The organism is Klebsiella sp. HN106, assembly GCF_051209435.1.
GTDB classification, from domain to species: Bacteria; Pseudomonadota; Gammaproteobacteria; order Enterobacterales; family Enterobacteriaceae; genus Klebsiella; species Klebsiella oxytoca.
Genome location: NZ_JBLURD010000006.1, coordinates 74,780 through 90,210, shown reverse-complemented (window position 1 = coordinate 90,210; position 15,431 = coordinate 74,780). Strand labels below are relative to the sequence as shown.

Below are 15,431 nucleotides of genomic sequence, written 5' to 3'. Positions count from 1 at the left end.
AGAGGATTTATGAGTCAATTGTTTGTTCGTACCGGCATTCATTTTCGTTCCAGCCAGCAGGCGCTGGAACACATTGGCGAAGAGATGCTGGCGCGCGGCGTCGTGCACGATAGCTATCCGCTGGCGCTGCTCGAACGAGAAGCGACTTTCCCAACCGGTATTGCGCTGGAGCAGCATGCGGTCGCGATTCCCCACTGCGAGGCGGTACATGCGAAGTCTCCGGCTATCTATCTGATTCGCCCGGACAATCCGGTCCCTTTTCAGCGTGCTGACGACGACGGCGAAATCGACGTTTCGTTAATCATCGCGCTGATTGTAGAAAATCCGACTGCACAGCTACAGCTGCTGCGCCGGTTATTTAGTGAGCTACAGAACCCGACCACGCTTGAAGCATTGCTCGCTGCCCCGCAGGAGCAGCTGCCCGAGCTGTTTCGGCGCTCTATCCTTGAGTCAGAGCCGAGCGCTCAGGCTTTATAAGACACTGATAATAAAAGGGGTACCCTATGAAACGCAAAGTAATCGTCGCCTGTGGCGGCGCTGTCGCCACCTCGACCATGGCCGCAGAAGAGATCAAAGATCTGTGCGCGGACCACAGCATCGAGCTGGACCTGGTGCAGTGCCGGGTGAATGAAATCGAAACCTATATGGACGGCGCACACCTCATTTGCACCACCGCCCGGGTTGACAGAACCTTTGGCGACATTCCGGTGGTTCACGGTATGCCTTTCATATCCGGCGTAGGCATTGAAGAGCTGCAGCAAAAAATCCTGAACATCCTGACGGAGTAACGCCCATGTTTAGCGAAATCATGCGTTATATCCTCGATCTTGGTCCGACGGTGATGCTGCCTATCGTGATCATTATCTTCTCCAAAATACTGGGGATGAAGCTCGGGGATTGTTTTAAATCTGGCCTGCATATCGGCATTGGCTTTGTCGGTATCGGCCTGGTTATCGGCCTGATGCTCGACTCTATCGGCCCGGCGGCAAAAGCGATGGCTGAGCATTTCCAGATTAACCTGCACGTGATTGATATTGGCTGGCCGGGGTCGTCACCGATGACCTGGGCGTCGCAAATCGCGCTGGTGGCGATTCCTATCGCCATCGCAGTCAACATTTTCATGCTGGTCACCCGGATGACTCGCGTCGTGAACGTCGATATCTGGAACATCTGGCATATGACCTTTACCGGCGCCATGCTGCATATCGCGACCGGTTCTTACTGGATTGGTATTCTTGGCGTAGTGGTGCATGCAGCTTTCGTTTACAAGCTCGGCGACTGGTTTGCGAAGGATACCCGCGACTTTTTCGGCCTTGATGGCATCGCCATACCGCACGGTAGCTCGGCTTATTTAGGGCCGATAGCGGTGCTGGTCGATACGATTATCGAAAAAATCCCCGGCCTGAACCGCATTCACTTCAGCGCTGACGACATTCAGAAACGCTTCGGTCCGTTTGGCGAACCGGTCACCGTCGGTTTTGTGATGGGTTTGGTCATCGGCGCGCTGGCGGGCTACGACCTGAAGGGAATTCTCCAGCTGGCGGTCAAAACCGCGGCCGTCATGCTGCTGATGCCGCGCGTTATCAAACCTATCATGGATGGCCTGAACCCGATTGCCAAACAGGCGCGTAAACGTCTGCAGGCGAAGTTTGGCGGCCAGGATTTCCTGATTGGTCTCGATCCGGCGCTACTGCTTGGGCATACCTCGGTCGTATCGGCCAGCCTGATCTTTATTCCGCTCACTATTCTGATCGCGGTTGTGGTGCCGGGCAACCAGGTCCTGCCGTTCGGCGATCTCGCGACCATTGGATTCTTCGTCGCCATGGCGGTGGCGGTACACCAGGGGAACCTGTTCCGCACGCTGATTTCCGGGATCATCCTGATGGGGATCACGCTATGGATTGCGACGCAGACCATCGGCCTGCATACCCAGCTGGCGGCTAACGCCGGGGCTCTGAAGACAGGCGGTCTTGTAGCCTCTATGGACCAGGGCGGTTCACCGGTTACCTGGCTGCTCATTCAGCTCTTCACCTGGCAAAACGTGGTGGGTTTTGTGGTTATCGGCGTCATCTATGTCGCCGGCGTGCTGTTGACGTGGCGTCGGGCGCGCAGCTTCGCCGCCGCAGAGAAAGCCACCGCCGCGCAGCAAAGCCCGAGCGTTTCTTAATCTCAAGGGGGAGCATTCGCTCCCCCGGACATTTCTGGAGAATATTATGCAATCAGTGGTTATCCATGCTGAGGGGACAGTGCGCGTTGAAGAACGCCCGATACCGGCCCTACAAACGGAAAACGATGTCCTGGTCAAAGTCGTCAGCTCTGGATTGTGCGGTTCTGATATTCCGCGCATCTTCGCCAAAGGCGCCCACTACTATCCCATCACCCTGGGTCACGAGTTCAGCGGTTATGTTGAATCTTACGGCTCAGCAGTGACCGACCTGCAACCGGGTGACGCGGTAGCCTGCGTGCCTCTGCTCCCCTGCTTTAGTTGTCCCCAATGTCAGCGCGAATATTACTCTCTCTGCAAGCAGTATCAGTTTGTCGGTTCGCGCAGCGAAGGCGGAAATGCGCAGTACGTGGTGGTTAAACGCGCCAACCTGTTCCGTCTGCCGGATCAGATGCCGATTGATGACGGCGCGTTTATTGAACCGATTACCGTCGGTCTGCACGCCTTTCATCTGGCGCAGGGCTGCGAAGGGAAAAACGTGATTATTATTGGCGCAGGCACGATTGGCCTGCTGGCGCTGCAGTGCGCCCGCGAACTGGGCGCCAAAAGTATTACGGCTATTGATATCAACCCGCAGAAGCTGGAGCTGGCAAAAACGCTCGGCGCAACGCACGTCTTTAACAGTAAGGAGATGAGCGGCAAACAGATTCAAACGGCGCTGGAAGAGATTCAGTTCGACCAGTTGGTGCTGGAAACCGCCGGCACGCCGCAAACCGTAGCGCTGGGCATTGAGGTCGCCGGACCGCGTGCGCAGCTGGCGCTGGTGGGAACGTTGCACCATGATTTGACGCTGCCTTCCGCCACCTTTGGCCAGATTCTCCGTAAAGAGCTGACTATCGTTGGTAGCTGGATGAATTACTCCGGTCCGTGGCCGGGAGAAGAGTGGCAAACGGCGGCTCGGCTGCTGACGGAAAAACGCATTCAGCTTGCCCCGCTTATCGCCCACATCGGCGATGCCGAAAGCTTTGCCCGCGAAGTCCAGGCGCTCAACGGCGCGCCGATGCAGGGGAAAATCCTGCTTAAACTCTCCTGACCGCCTGAGCCAGCAATCTGCGCTGGCTCACATAACCTTTCGAAAATTATCGTTCAACTTTCATTATCCTTCGATTACACTAAGATCAGTTAATTATCAGGCAAATTAATATGAACTCATTCGAGCGAAGGAACAAAATTGTCGAAATGGTCAATACGCAGGGTAGCGTATTGGTGCTGGACCTTTCGAATCTCTTTGGCATCTCCGAAGTGACTATCCGGGCCGATCTCCGCTTGCTGGAGGAAAAGGGATTACTCACCCGCTTTCACGGCGGCGCCGCGAGGCCCGGCAGTAATTTAACCGAAGGAGATAGCCAGGAAGTGGTGCTGGAAGAGCGTTATCAACTGGCCAGCGACCCGAAAAAGCGAATAGCCCAGGCCGCGGCGGCAATGATTAGCGAAGGCATGACGGTGATCCTGGATAGCGGCAGCACCACCCTGCTGATTGCCGAGGCGCTGGTACGTATGACCAATATTACGGTGATTACCAATAGCTTACCCGCAGCGTTTACGCTTTCAGAAAATAAAGATATCACCCTGGTGGTGTGCGGTGGCACCGTGCGCCACAAAACGCACTCGATGCACGGCACCATCGCTGAACGCTCGCTTCAGGGCATCAGCGCCGATCTCATGTTCGTCGGCGCGGACGGTATCGACACCACCAACGGCATCACGACCTTCAACGAAGGCTACTCCATCAGCGGCGTCATGGCCGCCGCTGCGCATAAGGTCGTTGCCGTGCTGGATGCCAGCAAATTTAATCGTCGCGGCTTCAACCAGGTTCTGCCGATGGAGAAAATAAACTGCGTGATTACCGATGACGGGATTAGCGGGGAATATCTCGCCGAGTTAAAAAACACACCCATTGAGTTACAAATCGTCTAGACAACCCGGCAGATATTAAACATCTGCCTTTTGTCACTTGATTAATATTATAAAAAACAAAACCTATAAAAATAGCTTGCCAACCAGTATGTTCATGAATTCATTTTTAATAAAATCAGTTCATAAACCCATTCCTGAAAACTTTTATTTAAACGTAAATTAAGCACATTTAACTTTACAGCGAATTACCATAAATACAATCCTAAAACCCGCCTCAGCCAATATGAATTCATAAAAAGTTCAATATAATCTTCGTCGTGATGATTTATGAAAAAAGCTTAATCACCATAAAAGATGTTTTCCAAAAAAAATACATGGATGAGGTAAAAAATGAATGTAATTGCAAAGTCCGTTGCAGTTGGATTACTGGCAATGGCTGCAGGCAGCGCCTGGGCAAGCGATGGTACTATTGAATTCACGGGTGAAATCACCACCTCTACCTGTGAATTCGCTAACGGCGATACGGTAAATGTTGAACTGGGCCATTACTCTAATACCCAGTTTAAAACCGTAGGCGACAAATCACCGACTACCCCGTTCACCATTCCGCTGACCAATTGCCCAACTGAAGCCTGGAAACATGTTGATGGCAGCGAAAGCAAGTCGTTCCAGCTCTGGCTGGAAACGCGTAATGGCGGTACTACGGGCGCAAATAACGATCTGGTTGCAGTAACGGGTTCGGCCACGCCTGCGACCGGCGTCGGTATTCGCATCGACCGCGCTTCCGACGGAGCCCAGCTGGCGCTCAATAAACTGAACGACACCCCGGTCACTTTTGATATCACGGGTGAACAAACGGACGTCAATCTGCAGGCTTACTACGTCTCTACCGTTGAATCTTCGGCCATCACCGCCGGGGAAGCGAACGCTTCCGTCGACGTTACCATCGATTATCGTTAATTCTCACGTTGTGCTTTTACCCACCATATGGTGGGTAAAACTTTTTATTGGAGCCGCAGGATGAAAGGGAAAACCCTGGTAGCATTGGCCTTGTTGCTTGGAGGATGGGTCAGCCAAAGCCTGGCCGGCGGGATCGTTCTGCAAACCACGCGGGTGATTTACGACGCCAGTAAAAAAGAGGCCGCCCTGCCCGTTGCCAATCACAGCAGCAAAATGCCCTATTTATTGCAATCATGGATTGATAATCCGCAAGGAACAATCCGCGGGCCGTTTATTATGACCCCGCCGCTGTTTCGCCTGAATGCCGGCGACGACTCCTCATTGCGCATTATTAAAACCGAAGGCAATTTGCCGGAAGATAAAGAGTCGCTGTTTTACGTTAACGTGCGGGCTATTCCGGCCCAATCGAAAAGTGAAGCGGAAAAAACCAACGCGCTGACCCTGGTATTTAAAACCAGAATAAAGCTTTTCTATCGCCCGGCGCATCTTAAAGGCGCCCCGCAGGATGCGTGGAAATCTATACAATATAAGCGAACGAATAATACCTTAGACATCTATAACCCATCCGCCTATTACGTGGTATTTGCCGGCATCGCATTGGGTAAAACAGATTTAACCAATCAGGTTGACTATATCGCTCCCGGCGAGCACAAACAAATTCCGCTACCTGCCGCATCGGGTAATACCGTGCAGTGGGCCGCCATCAATGACTATGGCGGTACCACGGCAAAAGAAACTCGGGTACTGCAATAACGCTTACGCAGACAAGACGTAAATAACAATAAATAACGGATACGGGCAATCAGGGAATGCAAAGCAACACCACAGGGAAAAAAAACGTGCTGGCGCTTAAAAGCCTTGCTTACAGGGTCAGGCACGCTTTGCCGATGATGCTGGCCGGCAGCGGCCTGATATGCCATGTCGCGCAGGCCGACGACTTTTATTTCGATCCTTCGCTGCTGGAAACCAACAAAAGCGGCCTGCAAACGGTAGATCTATCAGCCTTCTCTCAGGACAGCGCCCAGCTACCGGGCGAGTATATCGTTGATATTTATATTAATAATAAGAAGCTGACGCAGCGTAAAATCCCGTTTGTCGCCGGAGATAACCACCAGCTTATCCCCCAGTTTACCGTCGGCCAGCTGCGCGAGCTGGGCTTTAAAGTTGATGAGATCCCGGCGCTGGCGGAGCTGGACGATGCAGCAAAAGTCACCAACCTCGCGCAAACGGTGCCGAACAGCAGCAGCGAGCTGGATCTCAACCACGGTAAGCTGAACATGAGCGTACCGCAAATTATGCTCTACCGCGATGCCAGAGGCTATGTTGATCCCTCCCGCTGGGACAATGGCATCCCGGTGCTGTTCACCAACTATAACTTTACCGGTTCAGAGAGCCGCTACGACGGCGGCGAGCGCAGCAGGCGCCAGTATCTGAACATGCAGAACGGCGCCAACCTCGGCCCGTGGCGGCTGCGCAACTACTCGACCTGGACGCACAACAGCGACACTTCGCAGTGGGACAGCATTAATACCTGGCTGCAGCGGGATATCAAAAGCCTCAAATCGCAGCTGGTGATGGGCGAAAGCGCGACTGACGGCAGCGTGTTCTCCAGCTATCAGTTTACCGGCGCGCGGCTCTATTCCGATGACAGCATGCTACCTAACAGCCAGCGCGGCTTTGCGCCGACGATCCGCGGGATCGCTAACTCCAGCGCTATCGTGACGGTTCGTCAGAACGGTTACACCATTTACCAGAGCACCGTGCCTGCCGGCGCGTTCGAGATCAACGATCTGTATCCCTCCTCATTCAGCGGCGATTTAGACGTGACGATTGAAGAGGCTGACGGTACCACGCGCCATTTTGTACAGCCGTTCTCCTCCCTGCCAATGATGCAGCGGCCGGGGCACCTCAAATATAGCGTCACCGCCGGGCGCTTTCGGGCGGCAGACTCGGAGGACAGTAAAGAACCGGAGTTCATTGAAACTACGGGGATTTACGGCCTGAGTAACACCTTTACGCTGTACGGCGGCCTGACGGGCTCCGAGGATTACCAGGCGTTAACTCTGGGTATCGGCGGTACGCTGGGAGAGTTTGGCGCCCTGTCGATGGATATTGGCCGGGCGGATACCCGCTTTGATAACGGCGACAGCGATTCCGGCTACAGCTGGCGCACCCAGTACATTAAAGATATTCCAGAGACCGGCACCAATCTATCGCTGGGCTATTACCGCTATACCAGCACTGGCTACTTCACGTTCTCAGATGCCAACCAGCGGGATATCGACGCCGGCGATCGGCAGAGCAGCGAAATCCAGTTCAGCATTAATCAGAATCTGTTTACCGGCGTCAGTTTTTACGCTTCCGGTTCGCAGCAGGAATACTGGGACAAAGGGCAGAAGGACAAAAACCTGTCGATTGGCCTCAGCGGCAACCTGTGGGGTGTCAGCTATAACGTCAGCGGCCAGTTTACCGACTATGCCGATCGCGACAGCGATCGTTCGCTGTCCATCAGCCTCAGCGTACCGCTGGACCGCTGGCTGCCGCACGCTAACGCCAACTGGCGGATCACCAGCCAGAAGGAGCAAGCGACCCAGCATGAAGTCGGAATCAACGGCTCCCTACTGGAAGATAGCCGTCTGAGCTACAGCCTGAAACAGCGTCAGAGCGAGAATAACGACAGCAACGGCAGCAGCCTCTACGGCAGCTATCGTTCCGCCTACGGCACCGTCAACGCCGGTTACGATTACAGTTCCGATAACCGCCAGATGAGCTATGGCCTGGCCGGCGGCATCGTGGCGCACGGCCACGGCGTCACCTTGTCGCAGCCGCTGGGTAACGCCTTTGCGCTGATTGATGCCGATGGCGCCTCTGGTATACGCGTCAAAAACTATCCCGGAATCGCTACCGACTACTTCGGCTATGCCGTGATCCCCTACCTGACCTCTTATCAGGAGAACCGTATCTATCTGGATACCACCATGATGCCGGATGACGTCGACGTCACCCAGACCATGAAGCTGGTGGTTCCGAGTCAGGGAGCGGCTGTGACCGCGCAGTTTAGCGCCAAAATTGGCCAGCGCGTGCTGCTGACGCTGACCGACAGAAACGGTAAACCGCTGCCGTTTGGCGCGATGGCCAGCAGCGAAAGCCAGCAGCAGAGCATTGTTGATGAAGGCGGCGTGCTCTATCTCACCGGCGTCAACGAACGGCCGCAGGCCTGGAACGTGCGCTGGGGGAATGAAGAGCATCAGCAGTGCCGATTTACGTTTAGCCTGCCCGCTAACGGCCAGCGCACAGCCTCCGTTATTCGGGCCACGACAACATGCCGCTAAGGAACAAAACACCATGAAAAACGCGATTTATCTTTTAACCGGCGGCATTGCTCTCGCCCTGTTTGCCGCAGCACCGGCACGCGCGGCGATGGGCGGCTGCGAAGCCGTAGGCGGGCCTGTTAATTTTACCACCAGCTTTGCCAACGAGTGGACAAAAGAGCAAAACGTCGCCGGGACTTTAATAGACCTGACCTCCGGCACCACATCTGGCGGTAGCTATAAAATGGTTTGCGACTGTCCTGCCAACACCGGGGTTAATCTCTACTATTCAACAACCACGCCGTTAGCTAACTCCGGCTATTCCGGATTTCAAAAATTAAATGACAGTCTGGATATTAAAACGGTGATTACCGATGTACCTGGCGTATCGGCGCTTACGGTTCCTACTAACATAAACTCACCGGCTAGAGGCGAAGGTTATTTTAAGGCTGCAAACGATAATGGCGTATGTAATGGGGATCCTGACGATCAGCGCGCCGGGACATTTACCGTAGGCAGTAACGTCAGCATTACCTTTCGCGTCACGCAATCTTTTTTAGGCCGGATGGAGATCCCCAGCACGCATATTGCTACCCTCCAGTCGGCCTGGAGTAGCACTGTTGGTTATGCAAAAAACGTCTACAAAGATATTGCCGATATCTATCTCGAGGGCAGCATCACCGTTCCGCAAAGCTGTAAGATTAACGAAGGCGATGTCATTCGGGTCGACCTTGGGCAAATCAGCGCCTCAAAATTCACCACTAAGGACCACATGCCTGACGGATATACGCCTGTAAAGTTTGATATTGTCTACGATTGTGGGGATGCGTCATTATATCAAAAATCTGACACTCTTGAACTTGTTGTGCAGGGTGATGACGTCGTGAGTCAGTACGTGCTCGCAGCCCGCCGCAGGGAATCAGATAATGTTGCTGATGTTGGTATTATGATGCGCCATAACGTCAATATACCCATGAATGGTGGATCGATAACTTTAGATAAATCAGCTCCAGGCGCTGTACAGCTGCAAGCCCAACCCATTAATCTGGTCGGCGGAGTACTGCAGCCAGGCCCGTTCCACGGCTCAGTGACCCTCACCGCAACGGTTAGATAGCCACATCCGCCTTTCCTGACGCGCTATCAGGAAGGCGGTAATTCGCAGTATTACCCCTGCTGCTCCAGAGCATACTTATACAGCGCGTTTTTCTTCACGCCGTGAATTTCTGCGGCCAGGGCAGCGGCTTTTTTCAACGGTAGCTCGGCCTGCAGCAGGGCCAGCGTGCGCAGCGCCACCGCCGGCAGCGCCTCTTCCTGCGCTTTAAAACCCTCGACGATCAGCACCATCTCGCCTTTACGGCGGTTTTCATCTTCTTTCACCCATGCCAGCAGCTCGCCGATGGGCGCGCCGTGAATCGATTCCCAGGTTTTGGTTAGCTCCCGCGCCAGCACCACGTAGCGGGACTCGCCCAGTACCGTGCAGATATCTTCCAGGCTTTCCAGCAGGCGGTGGGTCGATTCATAGAAGATAATGGTGCGCGGCTCTTCTTCCAGCGCCTTCAGCGTATCGCGACGCCCTTTAGACTTCGCAGGCAGAAAACCTTCGTAGCAGAAACGATCCGACGGCAGCCCCGCCGCGCTCAGCGCCGCAATCGCCGCGCAGGGGCCGGGCAGCGGCACCACGCGGATATTGGCCTCGCGGCAGGTGCGCACCAGATGGTAACCGGGATCGTTAATCAGCGGGGTTCCGGCATCGGAAACCAGGGCGATGTTTTGCCCCTCTTTTAGCTTCGCCACCAGCGTTTCCGCTTTTTGCTGCTCGTTATGGTCATGAAGCGCAAATAACCGGGCGTTAATCGCAAAATGCTGCAGCAGCAAACCGGTATGGCGGGTATCCTCGGCCGCAACTAAATCAACGGCTTGCAACACTTCCAGAGCGCGTTGCGTGATATCAGACAGATTCCCTATCGGAGTGGGCACAATATAGAGCTGTCCCTGAGAATTATCTGCTGATTCGTGTTGTTTCATTGTCTCGTCCGTATTGCCGAATTAATATTGAGCATTGAGCCAAAAAAATATCACTGGACACATATGGTACCGTCAACATTTCTTCGTTCTAAACCCGTGCGTTGTCTGCCCGTACTGCTGGCCGCTCTGATCTTTGCCGGCTGCGGCACCCACACCCCGGACCAAAGCACGGCGTATTTGCAGGGTACGGCACAGGCAGACTCCAGTTACTATCTGCAACAGATGCAGCAAAGCTCGAATGATAGCAAGACCAACTGGCAATTACTCGCCATTCGTGCACTGCTGAAAGAAGGTAAGAAACCGCAGGCCGTTGAGCTGTTCAACCAGCTGCCGTCCGGTCTTAACGCTGCGCAAAGTCGCGAACGGTCGTTGCTGGCGGTAGAAGTGAAGCTGGCGCAGAACGACTTCCAGGGCGCGCAGGCGCTGCTGAGCAAACTCGATCCGGCAAGCTTTGAGCAGAACCAGCTGCCGCGCTACTGGCAGGCGCAAATTGACGCCAGCCAGGGGCAGCCTTCGCTGAACCTGCTGCGGGCCCTGGTCGCCCAGCAGCCGCTGCTGAGCCTGGCCGCGCAAAAGCAGAAGAACATCGACGCGACCTGGAAAGCGCTCACCGCGATGACCAAAGATCAGGCCTACGCGCTGGTGATTAACGCCGACGAGAACGTTCTGCAGGGCTGGCTGGACCTGCAGCGCATGTGGTTTGATAACCGCAGCGATCCGACGATGCTCAAAGCAGGCATCAAAGACTGGCAGACCCGCTATCCGCAAAACCCGGGCGCGAAAATGCTGCCGACGCAGCTCGTCAATATGCAAAACTACCAGGCCGCATCGACCAATAAAATCGCGCTGCTGCTGCCGCTTAACGGCCAGGCGGCCATTTTTGGCCGGACTATCCAGCAGGGCTTTGAAGCAGCGAAAAACGGCGCGCCTGCCGTTTCCGGAAGCGCAGTGCCCGCCCAGGTCGCCCAGGCGGCGAATGTTGCCGATAGCGCAGTGGTAAGCCCGTCGCAGGCGGAAGTAACCGATCTGACGGCGACGAACAGTGCTCAGGCGCCGGTACAAACGCCAGCTGCCGACCAGGCGCAAGCTCAGGCGCCGGTCACTGCACCGGAGGCGACATCCGCCCCGGCGCCGGAGACCGCCAGCCAGCCGGTACAGGCACCGCAGACGCAGGCTGTGTCCGCCACCCCGGCTAACCCGGCCGCCGAGCTGAAAATCTATGACACCACCACGCAACCGATGAGCCAGCTACTGGCTCAGGTACAGCAGGACGGCGCGACCATCGTCGTCGGCCCGCTGCTGAAAGATAACGTCGAACAGGTCATCAAGAGCAATACCTCGCTGAACGTGCTGGCGCTCAACCAGCCGGAGAAAATCGAAAACCGGATTAATATCTGCTATTTCGCCCTCTCTCCGGAAGACGAAGCTCGCGACGCGGCGCACCACATACACGATCAGGGTAAACAGACTCCGCTGCTGCTGGTGCCGCGCGGCGCGCTGGGCGATCGCGTGGTTAATGCCTTTGCCAATGAGTGGCTGAAGCTGGGGGGCGGCACGGTACTGCAACAGCGTTTAGGTTCCACGGCCGAGCTGCGCGGCAGCGTTAACAGCGGTATTTCATTAAGCGGTACGCCGGTTTCTACCCTGCCGTCAGCGCAGGACAGCGCTCTGGGAAGCCCGAGCGATGTGCCGGTCAGCAGCACCGGCGGCGTCGACGCCGCTTACATCCTGGCGACGCCGGAACAAATTGCTTACGTCAAGCCGATGATTGCCCTGCGTAACGGTAGCCAGAGCGGCGTGACGTTGTACGCCAGCTCCCGCAGCGCCCAGGGAACCTCCGGCCCGGACTTCCGTCTGGAGATGGAAGGCCTGCAATACAGCGAAATCCCGATGCTGGCGGGAAGCAACCCGGCGCTGCAGCAGCAGGCGCTGGCCGCCGTTCGTAACGACTACTCGCTGGCGCGCCTGTACGCCATGGGCGCCGACGCCTGGTCTCTGGCCAACCACTTCTCGCAGATGCGCCAGGTGCCAGGCTTTGAGCTGAACGGCAATACCGGCGATCTTACGGCCACGCAGGATTGCGTGATCAACAGGAAACTGTCATGGCTCAAATACCAGGGTGGGCAAATCGTCGCAGCCAACTAAGTAAACAGACCGGCGATGCCTGGGAAATGCAGGCGCGCCGCTGGCTGGAGCGCCAGGGTTTGCGCTTTATCGCCGCCAATGTCCGCGAGCGCGGCGGCGAGATTGACCTCATCATGCGCGACGGTAGCGTCACCGTATTTGTCGAAGTACGCTATCGTCGCAGCGCAAGCTACGGCGATGCCGCTTCCAGCGTCACGCCGCAAAAGCAACAAAGACTGCTCAAAGCCGCGCGTCTGTGGCTCTGCCGACAGAATGGGAGCTTTGAGACTGTGGATTGCCGTTTCGATGTGGTAGCCTTCACCGGAAACGACATCCAATGGCTAAAAAACGCCTTTGGCGAATAGCGTATACCTAAAATAATTGGAGTTGCAGGACAAAGCACTTGTGCTTTGAACAGCGCTGGCGCTGGCCCCGAAGGGGCGAGACCGCAGGCCGAGTAACGCGGCAAGCGAGAAAGTCCCGATGAGCTGACTCAAGTCAGTGATTCGGGCGAACGAGCGTAGCCAACGCACAAGCAACCTGAAGTATGATGGGTAAAATGAATTAAGGGATCCCGTGCTCGACAGAATCAAAGCCTGCTTCACCGAAAGCATTCAAACCCAAATTGCAGCAGCGGAAGCACTCCCGGACGCCATCTCCCGTGCGGCTATGACGCTCGTACAATCGCTGCTGAACGGCAACAAAATTCTCTGTTGTGGTAATGGCACTTCCGCCGCCAACGCACAGCATTTTGCTGCCAGCATGATTAATCGTTTCGAAACTGAACGCCCTGGTTTACCCGCCATTGCACTAAATACCGATAATGTGGTCTTAACCGCAATTGCCAACGATCGCCTGCATGATGAAATCTATGCCAAGCAGGTGCGGGCGTTGGGACACGCCGGCGACGTACTGCTGGCGATTTCTACGCGCGGCAATAGCCGGGATATCGTGAAAGCCGTGGAAGCGGCAGTCACCCGCGATATGACTATCGTGGCGTTAACCGGTTATGACGGCGGTGAACTGGCTGGCCTCTTAGGGCAGCAGGACGTCGAAATCCGCATTCCCTCGCATCGCAGCGCGCGAATTCAGGAAATGCATATGCTCACCGTCAATTGTCTGTGCGATTTGATCGATAACACGCTTTTTCCACACCAGGACGATTAAGGAGAACACATGAAGGCTCTCTCGCCCCTCGCCATTCTGCTGTCTGCGCTACTGCTTCAGGGATGCGTTGCCGCAGCGGTAGTTGGCACGGCAGCGGTCGGCACCAAAGCCGCGACGGACCCGCGTACGGTAGGTACTCAGGTGGATGACAGCACGCTGGAGCTACGCGTCAACAGCGCGCTATCCAAAGATGAACAAATTAAGAAACAGGCCCGCATCAACGTGACCGCCTACCAGGGTAAAGTCCTGCTGACCGGTCAGTCTCCAACGCCAGACCTCTCCGCGCGCGCGAAGCAAATCGCAATGGGCGTAGAAGGGACAACGGAGGTGTTTAATGAGGTGCGTCAGGGCCAGCCGATCGGCTTAGGTACCGCCTCTTCGGATACCTGGATCACCACCAAAGTCCGCTCCCAGTTGCTGGGTACCGACCAGGTGAAATCCTCCAACGTGAAGGTAACAACCGAAAATGGCGAAGTGTTCCTGATGGGTCTGGTTACCGATCGTGAAGGACGCGCGGCGGCGGATATCGCCAGCCGGGTAAGCGGCGTGACTCGCGTCACCACCGCTTTTACCTATATCAAGTAAACGTTAACCCCCCGGCTTGCGCTTTGCTGAGCCGGGCTACGGGTTCATCGCCTGCTGTAGACCCGTAGCCCGGACAGGCGCACAGCGCCGCCTCCGGGAAAGTCATCAGATTAAAGCCAGCCCGCCAACCACCGCGCCGCACAGCGCCACCATCACGCCGGTCAGCCACAGCGCCTTCGCCGGAAACGCTTTCCGCAGCATAATCAGTGACGGTACGCTGACAGCAGGCAGCGTAATCAGCAGCGCCAGCGCGGGCGCCACGCCCATACCTGCCAGCATCATCGTCTGCACTATCGGAATCTCCGCCGCTGTCGGAATAACAAACAGGCAGCCGGCAATCGCCATAGCAATCACCCAGAACAGCGTGTTATCCACCACCCCATCGGCATGAGGGAATAACCACACCCGCGCGGCTCCCAGCACCAGCACCGCCAGAATATAAACCGGGATAGTGTTCCAGAACAGCGTCCAGAGAGCGCGCAGCCAGCGGCTAAAGAAACCGTCCTGCACGGTTACAACCGGCTGTTCAGGCACCGAAACCGGCTGCGTCGCCGCCTCTTTTACCCATTTCTGCACCAGCGTTGCGACCACCAGCACCGTCGCCAGACCAGCCAGCAGGCGCACCAGCGCAAACTGCCAGCCCAGCACAAAACCCATAAACACCAGCGTCGCCGGATTGAGCAGCGGATTGCCCAGCCAGAACGCCAGCGCGCCGCCCATCGAGGCCTGCTGTTTACGCATTCCTGCCGCCACCGGCGCGGCGCAGCAGGTGCACATCATGCCCGGCAGAGAGAATACGGTTCCCAGCAGCGTACCGCGAAAACGCGCCTGCCCCAGCGTGCGTAGCAGCCAGTCACGCGGAATCAGCACCTGAATCAGCGAACCCAGCAGCACGCCCAGGACCGCCGCTTTCCATACGGCCAGGAAATAGACCAGGGCGTAATCCCAGGCCGCAGCGAAAGGGTTAGCGTTACTGTTAGCAAGGATAGATTTGCCGATACTGTGCGTCTCTGCGGCGGTGAAGGCTTTGCCATAGTAGGGTTGCCATTTAACGAACCACAGACCAACGATAACGACGAGAAAAAAGAGCGCGGGCTTCCACCATTGAAACGGTGATGCCGCCTGAGATGAAGACTGACCAGCCATAGCATTCCCCGGGGAGTGTCATGATAAATTGA

15 protein-coding genes are annotated in these 15,431 nt (G+C 55.9%); 13 read left to right on the top strand and 2 right to left on the bottom strand.

The features are described 5' to 3' along the window. The first annotated feature begins 9 nt into the window (after nucleotides 1-9). From gatA to ACSIPU_RS16125, 9 genes are all read left to right on the top strand, one after another. Entirely contained in the window at nucleotides 10-477 is a 468-nt protein-coding gene (gatA, locus tag ACSIPU_RS16165; RefSeq protein ID WP_004106021.1) for a PTS galactitol transporter subunit IIA, read from the top strand. A 26-nt stretch (nucleotides 478-503) separates the two neighbouring features. Then, nucleotides 504-788, top strand: a complete 285-nt coding sequence (gatB, locus tag ACSIPU_RS16160) for a PTS galactitol transporter subunit IIB (RefSeq protein ID WP_004106023.1) — start codon at nucleotides 504-506, stop codon at nucleotides 786-788. A 5-nt stretch (nucleotides 789-793) separates the two neighbouring features. Then, nucleotides 794-2,167, top strand: coding sequence for a galactitol-specific PTS transporter subunit IIC (locus ACSIPU_RS16155; RefSeq protein ID WP_017145366.1), 1,374 nt, complete (start codon nucleotides 794-796; stop codon nucleotides 2,165-2,167). A 46-nt stretch (nucleotides 2,168-2,213) separates the two neighbouring features. Then, nucleotides 2,214-3,257 (top strand): galactitol-1-phosphate 5-dehydrogenase, encoded by a 1,044-nt coding sequence (gene gatD / locus ACSIPU_RS16150; protein WP_004115763.1) that lies wholly within the window; start codon nucleotides 2,214-2,216, stop codon nucleotides 3,255-3,257. A gap of 110 nt (nucleotides 3,258-3,367) precedes the next feature. After that, the gene (locus ACSIPU_RS16145) at nucleotides 3,368-4,141 is read left to right on the top strand and encodes a DeoR/GlpR family DNA-binding transcription regulator (protein WP_004106029.1); all 774 of its coding nucleotides are present in this window, start codon (nucleotides 3,368-3,370) and stop codon (nucleotides 4,139-4,141) included. Between the two features lie 330 nt (nucleotides 4,142-4,471). Further along, a complete protein-coding gene (locus ACSIPU_RS16140; RefSeq protein WP_004106030.1) occupies nucleotides 4,472-5,041 on the top strand; it encodes a fimbrial protein in 570 nt (189 codons plus the stop codon). A 60-nt stretch (nucleotides 5,042-5,101) separates the two neighbouring features. Beyond that, on the top strand, nucleotides 5,102-5,794 hold the full coding sequence (locus ACSIPU_RS16135) for a fimbrial biogenesis chaperone (protein ID WP_004106031.1): 693 nt from the start codon (nucleotides 5,102-5,104) through the stop codon (nucleotides 5,792-5,794). A 56-nt stretch (nucleotides 5,795-5,850) separates the two neighbouring features. Further along, nucleotides 5,851-8,373 carry a fimbria/pilus outer membrane usher protein gene (locus tag ACSIPU_RS16130; protein WP_017145363.1) on the top strand — a complete coding sequence of 841 codons (2,523 nt, stop codon included), beginning with the start codon at nucleotides 5,851-5,853 and terminating at the stop codon, nucleotides 8,371-8,373. 13 nt (nucleotides 8,374-8,386) lie between these two features. Beyond that, complete coding sequence (locus tag ACSIPU_RS16125; protein ID WP_196558155.1) at nucleotides 8,387-9,466, top strand: fimbrial protein; 1,080 nt, start codon at nucleotides 8,387-8,389, stop codon at nucleotides 9,464-9,466. A 50-nt stretch (nucleotides 9,467-9,516) separates the two neighbouring features. Here ACSIPU_RS16125 and rsmI read toward each other — a convergent pair whose 3' ends face one another. Further along, the gene (rsmI, locus tag ACSIPU_RS16120; protein WP_016809836.1) at nucleotides 9,517-10,377 is read right to left on the bottom strand and encodes a 16S rRNA (cytidine(1402)-2'-O)-methyltransferase; all 861 of its coding nucleotides are present in this window, start codon (nucleotides 10,375-10,377) and stop codon (nucleotides 9,517-9,519) included. A 63-nt stretch (nucleotides 10,378-10,440) separates the two neighbouring features. Here rsmI and ACSIPU_RS16115 point away from each other — a divergent pair, with 63 nt between their 5' ends. The 4 genes from ACSIPU_RS16115 to dolP all read left to right on the top strand — a co-directional run bounded on the left by ACSIPU_RS16115 (nucleotide 10,441) and on the right by dolP (nucleotide 14,253). Then, entirely contained in the window at nucleotides 10,441-12,522 is a 2,082-nt protein-coding gene (locus tag ACSIPU_RS16115) for a penicillin-binding protein activator (RefSeq protein ID WP_017145360.1), read from the top strand. Beyond that, entirely contained in the window at nucleotides 12,480-12,866 is a 387-nt protein-coding gene (locus ACSIPU_RS16110) for a YraN family protein (RefSeq protein ID WP_004106044.1), read from the top strand. The genes ACSIPU_RS16115 and ACSIPU_RS16110 overlap by 43 nt, the downstream gene beginning before the upstream one ends. A gap of 211 nt (nucleotides 12,867-13,077) precedes the next feature. Continuing rightward, a complete protein-coding gene (gene diaA, locus ACSIPU_RS16105; protein WP_002918211.1) occupies nucleotides 13,078-13,668 on the top strand; it encodes a DnaA initiator-associating protein DiaA in 591 nt (196 codons plus the stop codon). Between the two features lie 9 nt (nucleotides 13,669-13,677). Then, nucleotides 13,678-14,253 carry a division/outer membrane stress-associated lipid-binding lipoprotein gene (dolP, locus tag ACSIPU_RS16100; RefSeq protein WP_004106049.1) on the top strand — a complete coding sequence of 192 codons (576 nt, stop codon included), beginning with the start codon at nucleotides 13,678-13,680 and terminating at the stop codon, nucleotides 14,251-14,253. 105 nt (nucleotides 14,254-14,358) lie between these two features. Here dolP and ACSIPU_RS16095 read toward each other — a convergent pair whose 3' ends face one another. Next, entirely contained in the window at nucleotides 14,359-15,399 is a 1,041-nt protein-coding gene (locus ACSIPU_RS16095; RefSeq protein ID WP_016809833.1) for a permease, read from the bottom strand. Nucleotides 15,400-15,431 lie beyond the last annotated feature (32 nt).